The organism is Bradyrhizobium sp. YR681, assembly GCF_000282615.1.
Taxonomy (GTDB): Bacteria; Pseudomonadota; Alphaproteobacteria; order Rhizobiales; family Xanthobacteraceae; genus Bradyrhizobium.
Window position 1 is genome coordinate 1 of sequence record NZ_AKIY01000265.1, and the last position, 22,700, is coordinate 22,700.

The 22,700-nt window shown below is 64.7% G+C and carries 12 protein-coding genes; 4 read left to right on the top strand and 8 right to left on the bottom strand.

The features are described 5' to 3' along the window. Positions 1-103: 103 nt before the first annotated feature. Positions 104-988, bottom strand: coding sequence for a non-homologous end joining protein Ku (ku, locus tag PMI42_RS28890; RefSeq protein WP_008140997.1), 885 nt, complete (start codon positions 986-988; stop codon positions 104-106). 117 nt (positions 989-1,105) lie between these two features. On the opposite strand from ku, the gene ligD reads away from it, so the two are divergent. Next, entirely contained in the window at positions 1,106-3,769 is a 2,664-nt protein-coding gene (gene ligD / locus PMI42_RS28895; protein WP_008141000.1) for a DNA ligase D, read from the top strand. A gap of 92 nt (positions 3,770-3,861) precedes the next feature. On the opposite strand, the gene PMI42_RS38170 is transcribed toward ligD, so the two are convergent. Further along, complete coding sequence (locus tag PMI42_RS38170; protein WP_007595743.1) at positions 3,862-4,026, bottom strand: DUF3309 family protein; 165 nt, start codon at positions 4,024-4,026, stop codon at positions 3,862-3,864. A gap of 182 nt (positions 4,027-4,208) precedes the next feature. On the opposite strand from PMI42_RS38170, the gene PMI42_RS28900 reads away from it, so the two are divergent. Beyond that, a complete protein-coding gene (locus tag PMI42_RS28900; RefSeq protein WP_008141008.1) occupies positions 4,209-4,526 on the top strand; it encodes a polyhydroxyalkanoic acid system family protein in 318 nt (105 codons plus the stop codon). 3 nt (positions 4,527-4,529) lie between these two features. Here PMI42_RS28900 and treY read toward each other — a convergent pair whose 3' ends face one another. Genes treY through PMI42_RS28930 form a run of 6 tightly spaced genes read right to left on the bottom strand, consistent with a single transcriptional unit; the run spans position 4,530 to position 18,540 of the window. After that, on the bottom strand, positions 4,530-7,313 hold the full coding sequence (treY, locus tag PMI42_RS28905; protein WP_008141010.1) for a malto-oligosyltrehalose synthase: 2,784 nt from the start codon (positions 7,311-7,313) through the stop codon (positions 4,530-4,532). A 1-nt stretch (position 7,314) separates the two neighbouring features. Beyond that, positions 7,315-9,069: a malto-oligosyltrehalose trehalohydrolase gene (gene treZ / locus PMI42_RS28910; protein WP_008141012.1), complete on the bottom strand. Its 1,755-nt coding sequence runs from the start codon at positions 9,067-9,069 to the stop codon at positions 7,315-7,317. Then, the gene (glgX, locus tag PMI42_RS28915) at positions 9,066-11,144 is read right to left on the bottom strand and encodes a glycogen debranching protein GlgX (protein ID WP_008141014.1); all 2,079 of its coding nucleotides are present in this window, start codon (positions 11,142-11,144) and stop codon (positions 9,066-9,068) included. Before glgX ends, treZ begins: the two co-directional genes overlap by 4 nt. Positions 11,145-11,147: 3 nt before the next feature. Beyond that, positions 11,148-13,295: a 1,4-alpha-glucan branching protein GlgB gene (glgB, locus tag PMI42_RS28920; protein ID WP_008141016.1), complete on the bottom strand. Its 2,148-nt coding sequence runs from the start codon at positions 13,293-13,295 to the stop codon at positions 11,148-11,150. Further along, positions 13,288-16,581 carry a maltose alpha-D-glucosyltransferase gene (gene treS, locus PMI42_RS28925; protein ID WP_008141018.1) on the bottom strand — a complete coding sequence of 1,098 codons (3,294 nt, stop codon included), beginning with the start codon at positions 16,579-16,581 and terminating at the stop codon, positions 13,288-13,290. Before treS ends, glgB begins: the two co-directional genes overlap by 8 nt. A gap of 12 nt (positions 16,582-16,593) precedes the next feature. Then, on the bottom strand, positions 16,594-18,540 hold the full coding sequence (locus tag PMI42_RS28930; RefSeq protein ID WP_035966963.1) for a maltotransferase domain-containing protein: 1,947 nt from the start codon (positions 18,538-18,540) through the stop codon (positions 16,594-16,596). A 204-nt stretch (positions 18,541-18,744) separates the two neighbouring features. On the opposite strand from PMI42_RS28930, the gene malQ reads away from it, so the two are divergent. Then, a complete protein-coding gene (gene malQ / locus PMI42_RS28935; protein ID WP_008141023.1) occupies positions 18,745-20,706 on the top strand; it encodes a 4-alpha-glucanotransferase in 1,962 nt (653 codons plus the stop codon). A 30-nt stretch (positions 20,707-20,736) separates the two neighbouring features. Beyond that, entirely contained in the window at positions 20,737-22,539 is a 1,803-nt protein-coding gene (locus PMI42_RS28940) for a glycoside hydrolase family 15 protein (RefSeq protein WP_008141026.1), read from the top strand. The last annotated feature ends 161 nt before the right edge of the window (positions 22,540-22,700 follow it).

A 22,700-nucleotide genomic window follows, 5' to 3' on the forward strand; every position in this document is an offset into this window, starting at 1 on the left:
GGTGTAAGCTATGTGTTCGGGCTGAACAGCAGCGAAGCAATCCAGACTGTCTCCGCGGAAAGATCCTGGATTGCTTCGCTACGCTCGCAATGACGGAGTAAAATTACCCCGCCTTCCGGTGCCGCGCCGTCGACCGGTGCGTCTTCTTTGCTGCTCGCTGCCGCCCAGTACCCCGGCGCGCATGGGACTTCGCCGCCGTCTTCTTCCCGCCGCGTCCCTTCAGGCTCTGCTTGAGCGCATCCATCAGGCTGACGACGTTGCTCGGCCGCTCTTCCGGCTCCGGCAGCTCGATTGTCTTGCCGCTCGCCTTGCGCTTCACCAGCGCCTTCAGCGCGGTCTCGTAGTCGTCCTTGAATTTCGACGGGTCGAAATGCGCGGCCTTGGTGCGCAGGATGTGACCTGCGAGCTCGACCATGTCCTTGGTGATCTTCGGGCTCTTGATATCCTCGAAGAACTCGTCCTCGTCGCGCAGCTCGTAAGGATAGCGCAGCGTGGTGCCGAGCAGGCCCTTGCCGAGCGGTTCGATCGCAATGATGTGCTCCCGGTTGGTGAGCACGATCTTGGCGAGCGCCACGCGGTCCTGGTCCTTCATGGCGTCGCGAATCACCGCAAAGGCGTCGATCGCGGCCTTGCCATCCGGTGCGATATAATAGGGGTGGTTGAGGTAGCGCTGGTTGATCTCCTCGCTCGGCACGAAGCTCTCGATGTCGATGGTGTGGTTGCTCTCGATCTGCACCGCTTCGAGCTCGTCCGGCTCGATCTCGACATATTTGCCCTTGCGCAGCTCGTAGCCGCGGCCCTTCTGATCGCTCTCGACGACGTCGCCGGTCTCGGAATCGACCATCTGCTGCTTCAGCCGGTTGCCGGTCTCGCGGTTGATCATGTGAAAACGCGTCTTCTCGGCCGATGTCGTGGCGGGATAGAGCACGACCGGGCAGCTCACGAGGGACAGTTTCAGCGTCCCTTTCCAATAGGCGCGGGGAGCCATTGCATTCTCCAGTGATTTCAAGGCTTTTCAGGAACTCCAACCGGGCTGCGGGGTTTTGGTTCCGGGCGGGACTTTTGCCGTGATAGGCTGAATGCCGAAAGAGAAGCGGGACCGGTCGTGCTGCAAAAGCTCTCCACCTACAGAAAGAAGCGCGACTTCGAGAAGACACCGGAGCCGTCGGGCAAGACGGCAGTTGCGCCCTCGAAGCAGCGGCGGTTCGTGATCCAGAAGCATGACGCGACCAGGCTGCATTACGATTTGCGGCTCGAGTTTGATGGCGTCTTCAAGTCCTGGGCGGTGACGAAAGGACCCTCGCTCGATCCGCACGACAAGCGGCTCGCAGTCGAGGTCGAGGATCATCCGCTCGACTACGGCGATTTCGAAGGCACCATTCCCGAGGGGCAGTACGGCGGCGGCACGGTGATGCTGTGGGACCGCGGCACGTGGGAATCGGACGATCCCGAAGCCGGGTTCAAGAAAGGCGATCTGAAGTTCACCCTGCATGGCGAGAAGCTGCATGGAAGCTGGGTGCTGGTCCGCATGCGCAACGACCGCACCGGCGGCAAGCGCACCAACTGGCTCCTGATCAAGCATCGCGACGAGTATGCCAGCGAGGGTGAGGATATCCTCGGCAGGGACAAGTCGGTGGCCTCCGGTCGCGCCATGGCACAGATCGCCGATGGCAAGGGGCGTGCGCCAAAGCCGTTCATGCTGGCGAAGGGTGCCAGGACAAAGGCGGATGCGGTCTGGCAGTCCAACCGCGCCGAGGAGCCGAAAGAGCGCACGGTCAAGCCGGCACCGCGGGCGGCGTTGAAGGCCCGGAAGGCCGGGAAGAAGACAACGACGGCGACGACCGCCAAAGAGGTCGCCGCGATGCCGGACTTCGTCGCACCGCAGCTTTGCACGGTGGTCGAGCGTCCGCCCTCCGGAGATGGCTGGTGCCATGAGATCAAGTTCGATGGTTACCGGGTGCAGCTCCGAATAGAGGATGGCAAGGCGACGCTCAGAACGCGCAAGGGGCTCGATTGGACCGACAAGTTCGCAGCGATCGCGAAGGAGGCGAACTCGCTGCCTGACGTCATGGTCGACGGCGAGATCGTCGCGCTCGACCACAATGGCGCGCCGAATTTTTCGTCGCTTCAGGCCGCGCTGTCGGACGGCAAGACCGAGGAGTTGATTTTTTTCGCCTTCGACCTGCTGTTTGCCGAAGGCCTCGATTGTCGCCGGCTGCCGCTCGGCGAGCGCAAGGCACGGCTCAAGGAGCTGCTGGAGGCGCGCAGGAAGAAGGCGAGCCAGATCCGCTATGTCGAGCATTTCGAGAGCGGCGGCGACGCCGTGCTGCAATCCGCCTGCAAGCTCGAACTCGAGGGTATCGTGTCCAAGAAGCTGGATGCGCCGTATCGTTCCGGCCGCACCGAGAGCTGGACCAAGGCCAAATGCCGGGCCGGCCATGAGGTCGTGATCGGCGGCTGGAAGACGACGGCGGGAAAATTCCGCTCGCTGATGGCCGGTGTCCACCGCGGCGATCACCTGGCCTTTGTCGGGATGGTCGGCACCGGCTTTGGTGCCGACAAGGTCAAGCGCATCATGCCGTTCCTGAAGGAGGCTGCGTCCAGCGAAAACCCGTTCGGCGGCAAGAACGCGCCCAAGAAGACGCGCGACGTGCACTGGCTGAAGCCGGAGCTCGTGGCCGAGATCGAATTCGCCGGTTTTACCGCGGACGGCAACATCCGCCAGGCCGCCTTCAAAGGATTGCGGCAGGACAAGCCGGCCGAGGAGGTCGAGGCAGAGACACCGGCCGATACCAAGCTTGCCAGGCCTTCTGCCAGAAGGCGCGTCCCTGCAAAGTCCGGAAGGAAGAAAGACGCCGGCACCGCCGAGGTGATGGGCGTCCCGATCTCAAAACCGGACAAGGAGCTGTGGCCGGATGGCGGTGACGGCGAGGGCGTCACGAAGCTCGATCTTGCGCGTTACTTCGAGGCGGTCGGCTCGTGGATGATCGAGCAGATCAAGGGCCGCCCCTGCTCGATCCTGCGTGCGCCCGATGGCATCGGCGGCGAAAAATTCTTCCAGCGCCATGCCATGCCGGGCAGCTCGAACCTGCTTGAACTCGCAAAGGTCTCTGGCGATCGCAAGCCGTACCTGCAGATCGACCGTGTCGAGGGTCTTGCCGCGGTCGCGCAGATCGGCGGCCTCGAGCTGCATCCCTGGAATTGCGCGCCTGCTGATTACGATACGCCGGGCCGGCTGGTGTTCGATCTCGACCCCGCGCCTGATGTCGAGTTCGCAGATGTGGTCGAGGCGGCGAAGGAGATGCGGCAGCGCCTCGCTGGCATCGGCATGGAAAGCTTCTGCAAGACCACTGGCGGCAAAGGCCTGCACGTCGTGGTGCCGTTGCTGCACGGCGCGCGCGACAAGGTCAGCTGGAAGGAAGCTAAGGCGTTTGCGCAAGGCGTCTGCCAGTGGATGGCTGATGAAGATCCCGAGCGCTATCTGCTCAACATGTCCAAGAAGCTGCGCCACGGAAAGATTTTCCTGGACTATTTGCGCAATGACCGCCTGTCGACCGCTGTGGCGCCGCTGTCGCCCCGTGCGCGCGACGGCGCGACGGTGTCGATGCCGGTGACCTGGGCGCAGGTGAAGGGCGATCTCGATCCGAAGCGCTACACGGTGCGGACCGTGCCGGGCCTGCTGGCCCGTTCGAAGGCGTGGGAGGGCTATGACGATGCGGCGGCGTCGATCAAGGCCGCGATCAAGAAGTTGGCGGGGAAAAAGAAGTAGGGTGGGCAAAGCGAAGCGCGCCCACCGTCTTTGCTGCGGCGAAAAGGTGGGCACGGCGCGTTCGCGCCTTTGCCCACCCTACGAGATCTCGCCTAGATCCGTCCGAGCAGCAGCAAGATCAGCAGGATGACGATGACGAGTCCGAGGCCGCCGCCGCCGTAATAGCCGGTGCCGTAGAACGGGCCGCCGCCGATGCCGCTGAAGCCGCCGAGCAGCGCGATGACCAGAATGATCAGAATGATCGTACCGATAGACATGTTAATCTCCTCCAGCCCTTTGTTGAAAGGGTTGCTTGCACCTGTCCCGTGGTGCGAGGGCAACTTGCCGCAGGTTTTAAAGTTCCGGCGATGAAACAGCGGTTGCACAACCAACTTGCATGGAACCTTTGCCGTTCCGGGCGGCATGACTATGTGAGAATCAATCAGCACGGGCCCGGGTCATGTCAGCACCGCTAGTCGTTTCCATTCCGCATAAGCTCGGCCGCGAGGAGGCGGTGCGCCGGCTCAAGACCGGGCTCGGCCGCGCGGCGGCCAGCATTCCCGTGATGCAGGTCGAGGAGGAGCGCTGGAGCGGCGACACCATGAACTTTCGCATCCGCGCCATGGGGCAGATTGCGAGCGGCCAGGTCGATGTCGCCGACGACCACGTCAAGGTGGAGGTGGTACTGCCGTGGCTGTTGCAGCGATTCGCCGAGATGGCGCAGGCAACCATCCGCAAGCGCGGGCAATTGCTGCTGACGAAGGACGAAGGAAAATAGGCCTCAGGCGCCCGTGCGCTGCGGCACAGACTTGATGGCGCCTGTGGCGCGGGCTTCGATGACGGCCGCAGGACAATCACGGAACGCCTGTGCGACCGGAAGCTCGTTGCTCGCGAGGCCCGGCGCGGTGTAGCCGCTGATGTCGATGGTTGCGTCAAACCCTTCGAGCGCAGGCCATTCACGGCCGGCTTGCGTGAACGGTGCGAACTGGCGTCCGGCGACGACGATCGCGGCAGTGCGGCCGTGGCGGCGTGCGAACGCAATGACATGGTCGGCATGTGCGCCGCGCACCTCGAGCGGTTGATAGTCGCCTTGGGCGAAGATTTCGGCGAGCCCGTTGCGCAGCTTGAGAAGATGTCGCGTCCAGGCCAGCTTGAGCTGGCCGTCCGGCCAGCGCTTGATCAGACCGCTCCAGTCCGGCGCTTCCAGCGACGTCAGTGTCGTGCTGCGTGCGGCAAAATCCACCGGGCGGCGGTTGTCGGGATCGACCAGCGACAGGTCCCAGAATTCAGTGCCCTGGTAGAAGTCGGGTACGCCCGGAAGCGTGGCCTTGAGCGTCAGCTGGCTCAGCGAGTTCAGGGCGCCGAGCAACGCGACGCGGCGGGCCAGGGTTTGCATCGCCTCCAGAAATTCGCCTGACAGCGCGGGATCGAGGATCCTGGCGATGAAGCTCGCGATGCCGCTCTCATAGGCCTCGTGCGGATTGAGCCAGCTGGTCTCCTCCTTGCCCTCGCGCGCGGCCTTCAGCGCATAGGCCTGGATGCGCTCGGCGAAGCCGGCATCCGGCCCTTCAAGCGGCCAGGCACCGAGCAGGGTCTGGTAGAGCATGTATTCGAACGTCGCCGATGGCGCGCGCAGATGGCCGTTGAGTGCAAGGTGGGGCGCATTGAGCACTTTCCAGCGCGCAACCGCGCTGGTCCATTCGCCCGGGATCTCGCTGAGCGCCGCGATCCGCGCGCGGGCATCCTCGCCGCGCTTGGTGTCGTGGGTGGCGGTCGCCGTCATCCCCCGCGGCCATTCCTTGGCGCGCGCCCGCATCGCCTCGTGGAAGGCGGGAATGGCGAGCCCGTTGCTCGCCGGATCGCCGCCGACCTCGTTCAGCGCCAGCAGCCGGTGGAATTGATAGAACGCGGTATCCTCCAGCGACTTTGCCATCATTGGCCCGGTGAACTGCTGCACCTTCAGCGCGAAGCGGCGCACGCGCGGCGCGCTGTGCGGCGGGCGGCCGGGCTTGAGCAGGTCCATGGTCAGGGCGTCGCGCAGGAAGTCGAAAATGCCTTCGTCCGCGGCGAACCACTCCGCGCGGGCGCCCGCGATGGTGTCGTCGATCAGTTTGCGGTCGAGTGCGGTCGGGACGCTGTGGGTCAAATAGGTGCGATAGACCGGGAAATGCAGCACGTACAATTCCAGCGCCTGCCGCAGGCTGTCGGCGGAGAAGTCGCGGGTCGAATAGTGCCCGTTGGCGATGCGCGCGAGCAGGCGCGTCAGCACGGTGAATTCGGATGTCAGCAGCGTCTCCAGCACGCGCCGCTTGGCGTCCTTGACGTAAGGCGCAAGCCGCGGCGGCCGGTTGCTGATCTGCCGCCAGGTCTCGTCCAGCGCCTCCAGCCCTTTTGCATCGACCAGCACCTGGGTGATGACGTTCATCCACTCATAGCCCGTGGTGCCCTGGACGCCGGCGAAGTGCGGCAGGCGCTCGTGCTCGCACAGGATCTTCTCGATCACGGTATAGAACGGCTTTGTGTTGCCTTGGGCGTCGCGCACCAGCCGGCGCAAGCGCTGGCAATATTGCGCGGGATCGCGCAGGCCATCGATGTGATCGAGGCGGATACCTTGCAGCCTGCCGTCGGCAACGAGCTGCTTCACCAGCCGGTGCGTGGCGGCAAACGTGCTGGCGTCCTCGACGCGAAGGCCGGCGAGCCCGTTCACGTCGAAGAAGCGGCGATAGTTGATGTCGCTGGAGGCGAGCCGCCAGTGCCCGAGCTTGTAGTGCTGGCGCTCCAGCAGGTGATGCAGTGCCAGCGTCTGCGCCGGACGATCCCTGGCCGCGCGATAGGCGGCAAGGCCGTGCGTGATGATGTCGGCGCCGCCGGCGATGTCCTTGAGCTCAGCCTTGAAGGTTGGCGCCTCCTTGCGGTTGGGTCGCCGCAGGCCCGGATAGCGTGCCGCGAGCGACAACAGCCGCCGTCCCGCTTCCGTTTCGCCCGCATCCGCCTCTTTCACGATCATGCGCAGCAATTCGCCATAGCGCTCCGGCGCGATCGGCAGGCGATGCTCGAAGTACCAGGCGGAAAAACTGCCTTCGTCCGCATCGTAGCGCAGCTCGATGTCGCCACGCTCCAGCGCCTCGCCGTAGGATGCGCCGAGGATCGGCAGCAGCACGCCGCCGCGGGTGCGGTAGGGCAGGAGATCCCAGTCGATATCGAAGGCGACTGCGTGCGGCGAGGCGGGTCCCCATTCCAGCACGTCCAGCCACCAGGGATTGTCGGCAAAGTGAACGCCGACATGGTTTGGCACGAAATCGATGATGAGACCGAGGTCGTGCTTGATCAGTGCCTCGCTCAGCCGCGCAAAGCCGACTTCGCCGCCGAGCTCCGGATTGAACTGGTTGTGATCGACGGTGTCGTAGCCGTGGGTCGAGCCCTTGCGGGCCTTCATCACAGGCGAAGCATAGAGATGCGTGATACCGAGCGACTTGAGATAGGGCACGACCGCGGCGGCCTTGTCGAAGTCGAAATCCGCGGTGAGCTGAAGCCGGTAGGTCGCAACAGGAACGGCGGGAGGCATGTCAACCTCCGAGATGCCAGACCACCGACCACGGCCGGAGCCGGTCGCCGGTTGCGTTGCTCCAGATCGCCGTGCCAGTTGCGCCGTCGGGAGGCGCGATGTCCTTGTCCGAAAGATTCGCGATCAGGCGCAGCGTCTTGCCGTCGCCCATGCGCCAATGCGCAGTCAGCAGGCCGTTATCGGCGGCCTCCGCATCGCCAAAACTGGCGCCTTTCAGCCGAGGCGCGATCTCCTTGCTGCGGAGTGCGAGCAGCTCTCGCACCAAAGCGAGCCGCTTGTCCTGCTCCGGCGTGCGGCCAGTCCATTCGAGTACGGCCGATTGCAGGGTCGCGGGATCGAGCGGGTCGGGCACCTCGTCGCCGTATTTCTCGTAAGCCCAGGCATATTCCTGCTTGCGCCCCTTGCGCACGGCATCGGCAAGCCCGCCCTGGAAATCGCAGAAGAACGGGAAGGGCGCGGTCGAGCCCCATTCCTCCCCCTGAAACAGCATCGGTACCATCGGCGCGAGCAGGGTGACGGCGAGCGCGGCTTCGATCTGCTGCGGCGATGCCAGGCTCTCGAGCCGTTCGCCGAGCGGCCGGTTGCCGATCTGGTCGTGGTTCTGCAGGAAGTTGACGAAGGTCGCCGGCGGCAGCTCGCCGCTTGCCTCGCCGCGCGGCTTCTTGCCCCAGAATTCCGAGATCTCGCCCTGGTAGACGAAGCCCGCGGCGAGCGCACGCGCGAGGTCCATGCGCGGCGTCTGGTAGTCGGCGTAATAGCCGGCCAGTTCCCCGGTCAGCATCACATGCCAGACGTGGTGATAGTCGTCGTTCCACTGCGCGCGATATTTGCCGTTCGGCGGATCCTGCGCGGCATCGAGCAGGCTGGCGCGATTGTCGCCGTTCTCCAGCACGAGATGGATGTGACGCCCGGTAGCCTTGGCAAGCTCGCCGGCGGCGACGCTGAGATCGTGCAGCATCGATTGCTCGCCGGGGCTCGCGAGGATGTGGTTGGCGGCATCCAGCCGCAGGCCGTCGAAGCGGTAGTCGGTCAGCCACGACAGCGCGTTTTCGACCGCAAAGGCACGCACCTGCGGCACGCGATAGTCGATCGCGCTGCCCCAGGGCGTGTGCGCGTCGGTGAAGAAGGTCGGCGCGTAGCGGCCGAGATAATTCCCCTCGGGGCCGAAATGATTGTAGACGACGTCCAGAAACACCATCAGCCCGCGCAGATGCGCCTCGTCGATCAGCGTCTTCAGATCCTCGGGCCGACCGTAAGCGCTGTCGGGTGCGTACCACAACACGCCATCATAGCCCCAGCCGCGGCGGCCGGCGAAATCGGCCAGCGGCATCAATTCCAGCGCGGTGATGCCGGTGGCGGCGAGATGATCGAGCCTGTCGATCATGGCGCGGTAGGAGCCTTCCGCAGTGAAGGTGCCGGCATGGGTTTCGATCAGCACCGTCTCTTCCCAGGGACGGCCGCGCCAATCCTTCGCGCGCCAGTCGAAGGCATCGTGATCGATCACCTCGCTCGGGCCGAACACGTCCTCGGGCTGGAAGGCGGACGCGGGATCAGGCACGTCGATCTCGTCGTCGATCCTGAACTTGTAATTGCTGCCGATTGGCAGCCCGGCGATGTCGGCCACATACCAGCCATCCTGCCGGCGCTGCATCGCGTGCCGCCGGTCGAGCAGCAGATCGACTCGGCGCGCGCCTGGCGCCCACAAGCGGAACGACACGCCGTCCTTGGTCGGCTTCGCGCCGAAGGACGGCCTCATAGCGCCCCCGCGAAAGCGAGCACGGAACGCGGCGGCGCCTTGCTGTCGCTTCCGGGCAGGAAATCAACGCTGTTCAGCTTGGCATCCGTCGTGTTCAGGATCTGCTGCCAGCTCTTGTATTCGGGCATCTTTGGCAATTTGAATGCGATCTCTTCGGGGGCGGCGTTCAATACGATAAAGATCGCCGCGCTCCCCGGTTCCATCGGTCCCATCACATAGGAGAGGAACCGCCCTTCCGGAAACTTCCAGTCGTTCTCCGTCATCTCGTCGCCGGCGGGCGTCAGCCACAGCGCACCGTAGGAGATGCCGTCCTTGGGACGGCCGTCGAGCCAGCGGTGGCTGCGAAGCTGCGAAAAGCGGCGGCGGATATCGGCGAGCTGGGCGACGAAATCGACCATGTCCTCGCCGTCGTTGCCGAGATTGTCCCAGCCGACCCAGCCCACCTCGTTGTCCTGGCAGTACGCGTTGTTGTTGCCGGACTGCGTATTGCCGACCTCGTCGCCGGCAAGCAGCAGCGGAATGCCTTGCGCCAGCATCAGGCAAGCCAGCACGTTCTTGCGCAGCTGCCGGCGCAGGCTGAGGATATTCGGATCGTCGGTTGGCCCCTCGACACCGCAATTGTTGCTGTGGTTGTCGTTGGAGCCGTCGCGGTTGTCCTCGCCATTGGCCTCGTTGTGCTTCTCGTTATAGCTGAAGAGGTCGGCGAGCGTGAAGCCGTCATGCACGGTGATGTGGTTGATGCTGGCGCGCGGCCGCCGTCCGTCGTGATTGAACAGGTCGGACGACGCCGTCATGCGGCTGGAGACGTCGCCGATCAGGCTGCCTTCGCCGCTCCAGTAGCGGCGCATGGCGCTGCGATAGCGGTCGTTCCACTCGGACCATTGCGAGGGGAATGCGCCGACCTGGTAGCCGCCGAGCCCGAGATCCCACGGCTCGGCGACGAGCTTGACCGTTGCCAGCACCGGGTCCTGCCGGATCGCAGTCAGGAACGAGATGCCGCGATCATAACCGTTCGGTCCGCGCGCGAGCGTGGTCGCGAGGTCGAAGCGGAAGCCGTCGACATGGCAGACCTCGACCCAGTAGCGCAAGCTGTCCATCACCATCTGGAGCACGCGCGGATGGGTGAGGTTTACCGACGAGCCGCAACCCGTGAAGTCGTCGTAATAGCGCGGGTTCTCGCGGTTCAGCCAGTAATAGGAGGCATTGTCGATGCCGCGGTAGCACAGCGTCGGGCCGAGATGGTTGCCCTCGGCGGTGTGGTTGTAGACCACGTCGAGCATCACCTCGATGCCGGCATCGTGCAGCCGCGCCACGGTGGTGCGGAAGGAGTCGAGTGCATTATCCTGGGCGTAGCGCTGCTCCGGCGCGAAAAAGGACAGCGTGTTGTAGCCCCAGTAATTGGCGAGCTTCTTCTCCACCAGCACCCGGTCATCGACGAAGGCGTGGATCGGCAGCAGCTCGATCGTGGTGACGCCGAGCTTCTTGAGGTGCTCGATCATCGCCGGTGACGACAGCCCGCCGTAAGTGCCACGCAAATTCGGCGGAACGTCGTCGCGCTTCTGCGTCAGGCCCTTGACGTGGGCTTCGTAGATGATGGTGTCTTCCCAGGGGATGTTGGGGCGGATCTCGCGGCGGCCCCAGTTAAAGGTCTCGTCGACGACGACGCCCTTCGGCATGCCGCGCGCGTTGTCGCGCCGGTCGAACGACAAATCCTCGCGGGGGCTTCCGGTGCGATAGGCAAAATGCGCATCGCTCCAGACCAGCCGCCCCGAGAGCCGCTTGGCATAGGGGTCGAGCAGCAGCTTGTTGGCGTTGAAGCGATGGCCGTGCTCGGGCTCGTAGGGGCCGTGCACCCGATAGCCGTAGAGCTGCCCCGGCGAGACGTCGTTGAGATAGCCGTGCCAGACGTCCTCGGTACGCTCGGGCAGCTCGATGCGTTCGAGCTCGCGGCGTCCCTGCGTGTCGAACAGGCAGAGCTCGACCTTCTGCGCATTGGCGGAGAACAGCGCAAAATTGGTGCCGCGTCCGTCCCAGCTTGCACCGAGGCGTGCGGGCGATCCAGCAGTCAGGCGCATATGTCAGCTTTCCGGAACGAGGAAGATCGCCGCGAGGGGCGGAATGGTGAGGCGGAGCTCGGGCGTCTTGCCCTCAACCGTCTGGACCTCGCCGATGTTCCCGACATTGCTGCCGCCATAATGGGCGGAGTCCGAATTGAACACCTCTTTCCACTTGCCGGCAAAGGGCACGCGAACGCGGTAGTTCTGGTAGACGTTGGGCGAGAAGTTGACGATGACGAGGCATCGCGCGTGCTCGTCAATGCCTTTGCGCAGCCAGGCGAACACGTTGCGGTTGGCATCGTCGGTGATCAGCCATTCGAAACCGGCCGGGTCGCAGTCCATCTGGTGCAGCGCCGGAACCGCGCGATAGAGCCGGTTGAGGTCGCGGATCAGGGACTGGATGCCGGAATGAAATTTATAGTCGAGCAGGTGCCAGTCGAGCGACTGGTCGTGATTCCATTCTCGGCTCTGCGCGATCTCGGCACCCATGAACAGCAGCTTCTTGCCGGGATGGCCGAACATGAAGCTGTAATAGGCGCGCAGATTCGCAAAGCGCTGCCATTCGTCGCCGGGCATGCGGCCGAGGATCGAGCGCTTGCCGTGCACGACCTCGTCATGCGAGAGCGGCAGGATGAAGTTTTCAGAGAAGGCGTAGTGCAGTCCGAACAGGATCTCGCCGTGATGATGCTTGCGGTGGATGGGATCCTTGCTGATGTAGTTCAGCGTGTCGTGCATCCAGCCCATGTTCCACTTGTAGCCGAAGCCGAGCCCGCCGAATTCGACCGGGCGCGACACCTGCGGCCATGCGGTGGATTCCTCCGCCGCCGTGGTCGCCTGCGGGAAGCGGGCGAACAGCTCGGTGTTGAAGCGGCGTAGGAACGCGACCGCCTCGATGTTCTCGCGGCCGCCATACTGGTTCGGAATCCAGGCGCCGGGCGGGCGGCTGTAGTCGAGATAGAGCATGGACGCGACCGCGTCGACGCGCAGCCCGTCGATCGCGTAGCGCTCCAGCCAGAACAGCGCGTTCGACACCAGGAAGTTGGTCACTTCGGTGCGGCCGTAATTGTAGATCAGCGTGCCCCAGTCGAGGTGGCGGCCCTGGAGCGGATTGGCATGCTCGTAGACGGAGGTGCCGTCGAACTGGCCAAGTCCGTGCGGATCGTCGGGGAAGTGGCCGGGCACCCAGTCGAGCAGCACGCCGATGCCTTCGCGATGGCAGGCATCGACCAGCGCGGCAAAATCCTCCGGCGTGCCGAACCGGCTGGTCGGCGCATACAGCCCGGTCGGCTGATAACCCCAGGAGCCGTCGAACGGATGCTCGCTAACGGGGAGGAATTCGAGATGGGTGAACCCCATGTCGCGGGCATAGGCCGGCAATTGTTCGGCCAGCTCGCGATAGGTGAGCCATTCATTGTCGCCCTTGCGCCGCCACGAGCCGAGATGGACCTCGTAGATCGACATCGGCGCCGACAACGCGTTGATGCCGTCGGGGGCGGGGCGCGGGCGCGCGAGATGCGCCTCGTCGAAGACGATGGAGGCTGTCTTCGGGCGGACCTCGCTCGCGAACGCCAGGGGGTCGGATTTCAGCGGGAGCAGATGGCCATGCGGGCCAATGATCTCGAACTTGTAATGATCGCCGTTCTTCGCGTGCGGAACGAACAATTCCCAGTAACCGCCGCCGCGCACCCGCATGGGATGGCGACGCCCGTCCCAGAAGTTGAAGTCGCCGACCACGGAGACGCGCCGCGCATTCGGCGCCAGAACCACGAAGCCGATGCCGTCGATGCCGTCCAATCGCATCGGATGCGCGCCGAGCTTGTCGTAGAGGCGCTGATGGGTGCCTTCGCCGAGCAGATAGAGGTCGAAGTCGGTCAGGATCGGCGGGAAGCGATAGGCGTCCTCGAACTCGACGATCTCGTTGCCGAATTTTGCGCGCAGCTGGTAGCGCTTGGAGCCATTGGGAAGGGCGCCGATGAACAGGCCGGAATCGTGGACGCGATCAAGCCGGGCGACCTCGCCATGCTCGCCAACCGCCTCGACATTGGAAGCCTCGGGCAGGAAGGCGCGCACCACGCTCTTGCCGCCCTCGGGATGCAGCCCGAGATAATGGAAGGGGTCGGAGTGACGCCCCTCGATGATCGCGTAGGCCTCGGCGGGTAATTTAGGCATGGGCTTCGCTCTCATTGGACAGAATGCGAAGCAGTCCAGTCAGTGGCGCATGGAGCCCATCCGGCCGGTGGGACAGCTCGTACTCTACTTCGTCGAAGGCTTGATCAAGCAGGAAAAACCTTAACATGCCATCCGCGGCGCGCGCGTCGTCGGGCCACAACCGGCGATCGGTCATGGCCTCGCGATAGGCGGCCAGGAAGGTCGCGGTGGCGTGCCCGCGCCATTCGTCGAGCGCGGCCGTGAGCCGGCCCTGCTCCTCGGTCCCGCCCGAGAGCGCCCGGTTAAGTGCGGCGTTAACCGAAAGATCAATCGAGCGGATCAGGCCGGCGACGTCGCGCGCGGCCGGCAGCTTGCGCCGCTTGTCGGCCAGCGGCAGGCGCGGATCGCCGTCGAAGTCGATGATGAAGATGTCGTCCTTCACGATCAGAGTTTGCCCGAGGCGGAAGTCGCCATGATGACGGATGTTCAACCCGGCGATGCCGGATGGCAAGAGCGCATTGAGGTGGTCGGGCAGGGTTGCGCGCACCGCGGAGAGCTGGTCGATCAGCGGCCGGTCCGGCTCCCGCAATCCGTCGCGGCTGTCGGCCAGCCGCTCGAACACCCGCTCGGCCCGCGCCTTGAGATCGCTCGTCCAGCGCTTGACATGGGCCGGACCGATCGGCTCCGGCGCGAGGTCATCGGGCTTTGCCGCGGCCAGAGCGACATGCAGCTCGGCAAGCCGCCGGCCGATCTGCGCCATGAAGTGCAGGTACGGCGCCTGCTCCTGGGTCTCGCGGGGCGCTTCGCCCACCGACACCAGCCGCTGCTCGTCGATATAGCGGTCGAGATAGCCCATGGTGACGGCCCAGCCGTCGCCCTGGTTCTCGACATAGGCGTGCAGCACGCCGAGCGCGCTGCGCTGGTCGCCCTCGACCAGCTCGACGCTGCCGAGCAGCGCCGGCGCGTTGGCGAAGCGGGCGATCTCGGTGAGGTAAGAGCCGATCTCGATCTCGGGATTGATGCCGCTTTCGAGCTGGCGGTAGATTTTCGCGACATAGAGGTTGTCGACGAGCGCGGTGCTGTTCGATTGCTCGATCGCGCGGATGCGTCCCGGTTCCTTGATGGTGTAGTCGGCGAACCGGCTGGTGGCCTTGAAGTCCAGCCGCAGACTGTTTTCCTCCACGACCAGGTTCTGCGAGAGGTTGCGCAGGAACAGGCCGATGAAGATCTGGTCGGTCGCAACGTCCAGCAATGTGCCTTCGCGCGCGCCCTGGCGCACGGCGGCGAGCGCCTTCGGGTTGAAGCGTTCGCGGTCGAACCGCACCCATTCGATCTGCATCGGCAGCACGTAGCGGGGCGCTGCGGTGTCCTGTTGTGCCGCCTCGAAGAATGCGATCCACGGGCGGTTGTCGCCGATGTCGCAGAACGGCACGGCCGAGGTCAGCGTGGCCTTGATGTGCTTGGGATTGTGCTCGGGATACCAGCGCGTCCGCGACAGGAAGCCCGGCAGCACCTCGCGCTCGAACACGCCGCGCTCGCGCGCCAGCGACACCCAGTTCGAATTGACCGGCACCACCAGCGTCTCGAATTCCGGCACCGCGCGCGGCACCACCGGCTCGGACTTGTCGCGCTCCTGGAGCTGGAACCAGTAGAAACCATACGGCCCCAGCGTGATCATGTAGGGCAGCTCGCCGATCGCGGGGAAGCGGCTGCGGCCGAGCATTTCCTGCGGAATGCGATCCTTCCACGGCGACAGATCGAGCTCGGTCGCTTGCGCGGCGCGAGAAAGATTCGCGACGCAGAGGATGACCTCGCCGCGATACTGCCGGACATAGGCGAGCACGGAGCGGTTGGCCGGGCGGATGAAGGTCATGGTGCCGCGGCCGAAGGCGAGCGTCGACTTGCGCACGGAGATCAGCCGCTTGGTGGTGCTGAGCAGCGAGGACAGGCTGCGCGACTGTGCTTCCACGTTCACGGACTCGTAGCCGTAGACGGGGTCCATGATCGGCGGCGCGTAGAGGCGGGCGGGGTCGGCGCGCGAGAAGCCGCCATTGCGGTCCGGGCTCCACTGCATCGGCGTGCGCACGCCGTTGCGGTCGCCGAGATAAATGTTGTCGCCCATCCCGATCTCGTCGCCGTAATAGATGATCGGCGTGCCCGGGAAGGACAGCAGCAGCGAGTTCATCAGCTCGATCTTGCGGCGGTCATTGTCCATCAGCGGCGCAAGCCGCCTGCGGATGCCGACATTGATGCGGGCGCGCGGATCGTTGGCGTAGGTGGTCCAGAGATAGTCGCGCTCGACGTCGGTGACCATTTCCAAGGTCAGCTCATCATGGTTGCGCAGGAACAGCGCCCATTGGCAGCTTGCCGGAATGTCAGGCGTCTGGCGCAGGATGTCGGTGATCGGAAAGCGGTCCTCCTGCGCGATCGCCATGTAGATGCGCGGCATCAGCGGGAAGTGGTAGGCCATGTGGCACTCGTCGCCGCGGCCGAAATATTCCTGCACGTCCTCCGGCCATTGATTGGCCTCGGCGAGCAGCAGCTTGCCCTTGGAGTAGGAATCAAGCTCCTGGCGCAGGCGCTTGATGATGGCATGCGTCTCCGGCAAGTTCTCGTTCGAGGTGCCCTCGCGCTCGCAGAGATAGGGAATGGCGTCGAGCCGGAAGCCGTCGACGCCGGCGTCCAGCCAGCGCTTCATCACCTGGATGATGGCGCTGACCACCCGCGGATTGTCGAAATTCAAATCAGGCTGGTGCGAGAAGAAGCGGTGCCAGTAGAACGCGCCGGCTTCCGGATCCCAGGTCCAGTTGGATTTCTCCGTGTCGGTGAAGATGATCCGCGTGCCCTGGTATTTCTGGTCGGTGTCGCTCCAGACATACCAGTCACGGGCGCTCGATCCCGCCGGGCTGCGGCGGGCGCGCTTGAACCAGTTGTGCTGGTCGGAGGTGTGGTTGACGACCAGCTCGGTAATAACGCGCAAGCCGCGTTTCTGCGCTTCCTGGATGAAGCGCTTGAAGTCCTTCATCGTCCCGAAATCGGGATTGATCGAGCCGTAGTCGCCGATGTCGTAGCCGTCGTCGCGGCCGGGTGAGGGATAGAACGGCAGCAGCCACAGCGCGGTGACGCCAAGCTCCTGGAGATAAGGCAGCTTCTCAGTCAGTCCGGTGAAGTCGCCGATGCCGTCATTGTTGCTGTCGGCGAATGCCTTGACGTGGAGCTGGTAGATGATGGCGTCCTTGTACCAGAGCTCATCCACGACCTCGGCAGCCTCGGCCTTCTTGGTATCGACGGAAGACAATACATTCATGGCGTGCGCCTCTTACGCCAGGCAGCGGAACAGGAGCGCCGGATCGCGGTCGGGATCGATACGCAATTTGATCCCGCCCCATTCGATGCGGGACTGTTCGCCGGTGAGGAGATTTTCGATTGTCGTGACGTGGCGACGCTCGCCGCCAAGGTCGATGGTGAGATCGCCGAGCGGCAACCAGACTTCGCGCATATGGCGCGAGAGGGCGATGACCGCAACGACGGTGTTGGCCGGATCGGCCGCCTCCTTGGCGAAGGCGATCGTCTCGCCGTCCTCGATGCCGAGGAAGCGCAAATTCGCCGTCTGCTGAAGGGCCGCATTGTCGTTGCGGATGCGGTTCAGCGCGGCGATGTAGGGCTTGATGTTGCCGGGCCTGTCCCAGTCGCGCTGCTTGATCTGGTATTTCTCCGAGTCGAGATATTCTTCGCGGCCGGGGACGGCGTCGTGCTCCAGCAGCTCGAAACCGCTGTAGATGCCGTAACTTCCCGACAGCGTCGCGGCCAGCGCGAGGCGTGACTTGAACGCCCAGGCCTCGCCGCTCTGGAGATGATAGGGCAGCAGGTCCGGCGTGCTCGTGAACAGGTTCGGCCGATAGAAGTCCCGCTCGGGATAACGCGTCAGCTCGCCAAAATACTGCTCCAGCTCCCACTTCGTGGTGCGCCAGGGGAAGTGGCTGAAGGATTGCGCAAAGCCGAGTTTTGCCAGGCCCTTCATCAATCTCGGCCGCGCAAAGGTCTTGGAGAACAGGATCACCTCGGGGTGCCGGCGGCGGATGTCGTCGATCAGCCACTCCCAGAACGGCAGCGGCGCGGTGTCGTGATTGTCGATGGCGAAGATGGTGACGCCGTGGTCGATCCAGACCAGCATGGCGTCGCGGAACGCGTTCCACAGTCCGGCCCGATCGACCGAAGCGAAATCGGGGATGACGATGTCCGAATAGGGGCCATCCGCCGTCCGCACCGAGCGGTCCGGCCGCCATTTGAACCATTCCGGATGCTGCGTCAGCCAAGGATGGTCCGGCGAGCACTGCACGGCGAAGTCGAGCGCGATCTCGAGGCCGTATTCGAGGCAGGTCGCGACCAGCGCGCGAAAGTCCTCGATGGTGCCGAGCTCGGGATGCAGCGTCTCGTGTCCGCCCTCGGCTGAGCCGATCGCGTAGGGCGAGCCGGGATCGCCTGCGGTTGCCACCAATGCGTTGTTGCGGCCCTTGCGGCGGGTCTTGCCGATCGGGTGGATCGGCGTGAAATAAAGCACGTCAAAGCCCATCGCGGCGATATCGGGCACACGCGCGATGCAGTCCCGCAGTGTGCCGTGCCGGCCCGGCACCGCGCCCTGGCTGCGCGGCATCATCTGATACCAGGCGCCGAAGCGCGCTTTGTCGCGGTTGATGATCAGCGGGAGGTTTGGCGAGCGGGTCAGGTCGGGCCGCGACTGGCTCTCGGCCATGGCCTCGCCGAGATCGTCGGCCAGCAGCGGGGCGACATCGCCGCTCTGAAGATAATCCTCGCATTGCCTGACGATGACGGCGGCGGCATCCTGCCGCGCGCCATGTGCCTTGGTCAGCAGGCCTGCGCCCTCGATCGCATCGAGGCTGACATCGGCGCCGCTGCGCTGTTTTCGCGCGACGGTGTGCGACCAGGTCGCGAATTCGTCGGTCCAGGCTTCGATGGCGTAGACATATTGGCCGGGCTCGACGGGCGTGAATGCGCCGGACCAGCGGTCATTGCCGTGCGGAATCATCGGCTCGCTCCGCCATTCCCGGTCCTGCTCCCCCCGCCAGATCAGCGCAGCGCCGATCACGGCGTCGCCGTCGCGATAGATGTCGGCCCAGACCTCGACACGCTCGCCCGCGATCCGCTTCACGGCGAAGCGGCCGCCGTCGATCAGGGGATAGATGTCTTCGATGAGGAAAGCACCGCCGGCTGCGGCACTTTCGACAGTTTGAATTGTCTTGTTCACGGTGATGCCATTGACAAGAGTGCAGGGGCCCGTTTCCCTTGTCGGGAACCTACGCTTGGTACCTATATAGAAAGCCGCTTGTGTGTCATTGGTTCCCCGGGGAACGGCAGGTGCGGTTTGCGAGTTAACCCTGACTAACGTCTTCCGCGACCTCACTAAAATTGATGTCACCGGCCAAATCATGGCCTGCAAGCTGCGTGCCGAATGGATCTTCTAGCTCAAGCCCGGATCAAGGGCGTTCAGTCCGAATTCGTTGACGCCCTGGGAAAGATGCGGGTCACCGCGCCCGAGGCGCTCAAATCCATCCTCGATGCCCTGCCGGAGAAGCGGGTTTACCGCTTCGTCAACGGGCCGGTGGTGATGCGTGCCCTGAGGCATGCGCGCACCGAACTGGCGGCTATCGGCGCGCCGCCGCTGAAATGGACAATTACCGGCAACGGTAATTTGATTGCGCAGGGCGAGACGCGCGAGCCCGTGATCGCATGGCCCGCCGACCTGCCGCTCGGTTATCACCGTTTGACACTGACCGATGCCGAAGGTGCGACCGAGGACGTGCCCATGATCGTGGCACCCGAGCGCGCCTTCGGCGGCGATTTCGACCGCGGCTGGCTGCTCGCCGTGCAGCTCTACAGCGTCCGCTCGGACCGAAATTGGGGCATCGGCGATTTCACCGATCTCGCCGGTCTCGTCCGGCTGGCCAAGCAGCTCGGGGCCGACGGCGTCGGGCTCAATCCGCTCCATGTCCTGTTCGACAACCATCCGGCCGATTGCAGTCCCTATTCGCCCAACAGCCGGCTGTTTCTCAATCCGCTCTATATCGACGTCGAGGCGATCCCGGAATATTCCGCGGACCTCGTGCCCGACGCCGCGGCGACCGCCGCGCGCCTGCGCGAAGGCGATCGGGTGCCCTATGCCGACATGGCGGCGCTGAAATGGCTGGCCTTGCGCGCCGCCTTTGACAGCTTCGTGAAAAGCGCGACCGGCGTCCGCCGCAATCAGTTCGACGCCTTCCGCGCCGAGCGCGCCCCGTTGCTATCGCGCTTTGCCTGCTTCGAGGTGCTGCGTCATCGCTTTGTGTCGCCGTGGTGGGAATGGCCGGCGGAATGGCAGCAGCCGGATGACGCCAAATGCGCGGAGTTGCGCAAGGGCCCGGACAAGCGCGAGATCGAGTTCGTCGAGTTCGTGCAGTGGACGGCCGACAGCCAGCTGCATGCCGCCAAGGAGCTGGCCGGCCAGCTCGGCATGCGTGTCGGGCTCTATCTCGATGTCGCGGTCGGCGTGCAGTCCAACGGCTTCGATGCCTGGAACGAGCAGGCGGCGATCTCCCGCCATCTCGCCGTCGGGGCGCCGCCCGACGTGCTCAACACCGTCGGGCAGGATTGGGGCCTCGCCGGCTTCAATGCCGGCGGCCTCGAAGCGCAGTCCTTCGTGCCGTTCGCGGACATGCTGGCGGCCTCGATGCGCCATGCCGGTGCTATCAGGATCGATCACGTCCTTGGGCTGAAGCGGCTTTACCTCGTGCCGCGCGGCTTCAAGCCCGACAACGGCGCCTATGTGCAGATGCCGTTCGAGGCGCTGCTCGGCGCCATCGCGCGCGAGAGCGTGGCGAACAAATGCATCGTGATCGGCGAGGACCTCGGCACCGTGCCGGAAGGTTTCCGCGAGACCATGCAGGATTTCGGCATCTGGTCCTACCTCGTCATGATGTTCGAGCGCGACGATGCCGGCCATTTCCGCAACATCGACTTCTACCGGCCGAACGCGCTGGTGACGCTGAACACGCACGACCTCTGCACCTATGCCGGTTGGCGCACCTTCAGCGATCTCAAGGTGAAGCTCTCGCTCGGGCTCGATCCCGGCGAGGACGACAAGGCGCGCTGGGATGCGCTCGGCGCCCTCGACGAGATTTTGCGGAAGAACGGCATCACCGCCAACGATCTCTATTCGGTGCTGGATTTCCTGTCGCGTACGCCGTCGCGGCTGATGGCGGTCTCGATGGAGGATCTGCTCGGCGTGCTCGACCAGCCCAATATTCCCGGCACGATCGACGAGCATCCGAACTGGCGCCAGCGGCTTCCGGTCGCGCTCGACAAGATCGCCGAGAAGGTCGATCTCGCAGCTTTGAAGGCCGCGACCCGGGAACGTTCACTGATCGGCGGGAGTTGATCCCGCGGGGTTCTTTAGGCTCGCAACACATTGTCACAGAAGATCGAAGACTATGCGCTGATCGGCGACTGCGAGACCGCGGCGCTGGTCGGGCGCAACGGCTCGATCGACTGGCTGTGCTGGCCGGCCTTCGACTCGGACGCCTGCTTTGCCGCCATCCTCGGCAGCCACAAAAACGGCCGCTGGCTGATCGCGCCGGGCGAGGACGTTACGCGCATCTCGCGCCGCTATCTCGGCGACACCCTCATCCTCGAAACGCGCTTCGAAACCGGGAGCGGCATCGTCGCGCTGATCGACTTCATGCCGCCGCGCGGCAAGGCCTCCGACATCGTGCGGCTGGTGCGCGGCATCAGCGGCACGGTGAAGATGCGGATGGAGCTCGTCATCCGCTTCGGCTTCGGCGCCGATATTCCCTGGGTGCGGCGGATCGATCATTCGCTGCTGGCGGTCGCAGGGCAGGACATGACGGTGCTGCGCACCCCGGTCGAGACCCGCGGCGAGGATCTCACCACCGTATCCGATTTCGAGGTGAGGGCGGGCGAGACCGTGCCGTTCGTGCTGACCTACGGCCCCTCGCATCTCGATCCGCCTGAGCCGATCGATCCGGAGACCGCGCTCCAGGACACCGAAAAATTCTGGCAGGACTGGTGCAGCCGCTCGACGCATGACGGCGAGTATCGCGACCTGATCATGCGCTCGCTGATCACCCTGAAGGCGCTGACCTTCGCTCCGACCGGCGGCATCGTCGCCGCGCCCACCACCTCGTTGCCGGAGAAGCTCGGCGGCGCGAGAAACTGGGACTACCGCTTCTGCTGGCTGCGCGATGCCACCTTCACGCTGCTGGCGCTGATGAACTCGGGCTATACCGAGGAAGCCCTGGCCTGGCACAATTGGCTGCTGCGTGCGGCGGCGGGTTCGCCGGCGAATATGCAGATCATGTACGGCATCTGGGGCCAGCGCCGGCTGCTGGAATGGGAGGCCGGCTGGCTCGACGGCTATGAGGGCGCGCAGCCGGTGCGCGTCGGCAATGCCGCGCATGCGCAGCTTCAGCTCGACGTCTATGGCGAGCTGATCGACGCCTTCCACCAGTCGCGCATGGCGAAGCTCAAGCTGGACGACGAGACGACCTGGGCGCTGGAATGCGCGGTGCTCCAGCATCTCGCCGAGGTCTGGGACCAGCCCGACCACGGCATCTGGGAGCGGCGCGGAGTGCCCAGGCACTACGTCTTCTCCAAGGTGATGACCTGGGTCGCCTTCGACCGCGGCATCAAGAGCGCCGAGACGTTTGGCTTCAAGGCGCCGCTCTTGCACTGGCGCGCCCTGCGCGAGGCCATCCACCGCGACGTCTGCAACAGGGGATTTGACGCGGAGGAGAACGCCTTCGTCGAGTCCTACGGCTCGAAAATGCTCGATGCATCCGTCCTGTTGCTGCCGTCCGTCGGCTTTCTGCCGCCGGATGACCCGCGCATCCGCGGCACCATCGCGGCTGTCGAGAAGCGCATGATGCGCGACGGTTTTGTCTTGCGCCACGATCCGCGCGAGGTCTCCGGGGAGAAGCAACCGATCGAAGGCGCATTCCTGGCTTGTAGTCTCTGGCTCGCCGATGCCCATGTGCTGGCCGGCGATCTCGATAAGGCGCAGGTCCTGCTCGACCGCGTGGTCGGCATCGCCAACGATGTCGGGCTCTTGGCCGAAGAGTATGATTCGGGCGCCAGGCGCCAGACCGGAAACTTCCCGCAGGCCCTGACCCACATCGCGCTGATCAACACCGCACAAAACCTGTCGGCGGCGAGGCAGGAGTGCGACAAGCCGGCGGTGCAGCGGTCGAAGTAGCTCGCACGATCGTTCGATTGTTTCCGCGAGGACGCCATAACAGACCCGTCATCCTGAGGTGCGAGCCATGCGACGCGAAGCGGCGCTTGGCGAGCCTCGAAGGATGAGCGGCCGGGGATGCAGCCGGGCCGGCGTCCCTCGAGGCTCGTCCTGCGTTGCAG

What these genes read in the sequence shown, in the direction of transcription:
- ku (WP_008140997.1), bottom strand. Translation starts at nt 988, where the DNA reads ATGGCTCCCCGCGCCTATTGGAAAGGGACGCTGAAACTGTCCCTCGTG.
- PMI42_RS38170 (WP_007595743.1), bottom strand. Translation starts at nt 4,026, where the DNA reads ATGTCTATCGGTACGATCATTCTGATCATTCTGGTCATCGCGCTGCTC.
- PMI42_RS28900 (WP_008141008.1), top strand. Translation starts at nt 4,209, where the DNA reads ATGTCAGCACCGCTAGTCGTTTCCATTCCGCATAAGCTCGGCCGCGAG.
- treY (WP_008141010.1), bottom strand. Translation starts at nt 7,313, where the DNA reads ATGCCTCCCGCCGTTCCTGTTGCGACCTACCGGCTTCAGCTCACCGCG.
- treZ (WP_008141012.1), bottom strand. Translation starts at nt 9,069, where the DNA reads ATGAGGCCGTCCTTCGGCGCGAAGCCGACCAAGGACGGCGTGTCGTTC.
- glgX (WP_008141014.1), bottom strand. Translation starts at nt 11,144, where the DNA reads ATGCGCCTGACTGCTGGATCGCCCGCACGCCTCGGTGCAAGCTGGGAC.
- glgB (WP_008141016.1), bottom strand. Translation starts at nt 13,295, where the DNA reads ATGCCTAAATTACCCGCCGAGGCCTACGCGATCATCGAGGGGCGTCAC.
- treS (WP_008141018.1), bottom strand. Translation starts at nt 16,581, where the DNA reads ATGAATGTATTGTCTTCCGTCGATACCAAGAAGGCCGAGGCTGCCGAG.
- malQ (WP_008141023.1), top strand. Translation starts at nt 18,745, where the DNA reads ATGGATCTTCTAGCTCAAGCCCGGATCAAGGGCGTTCAGTCCGAATTC.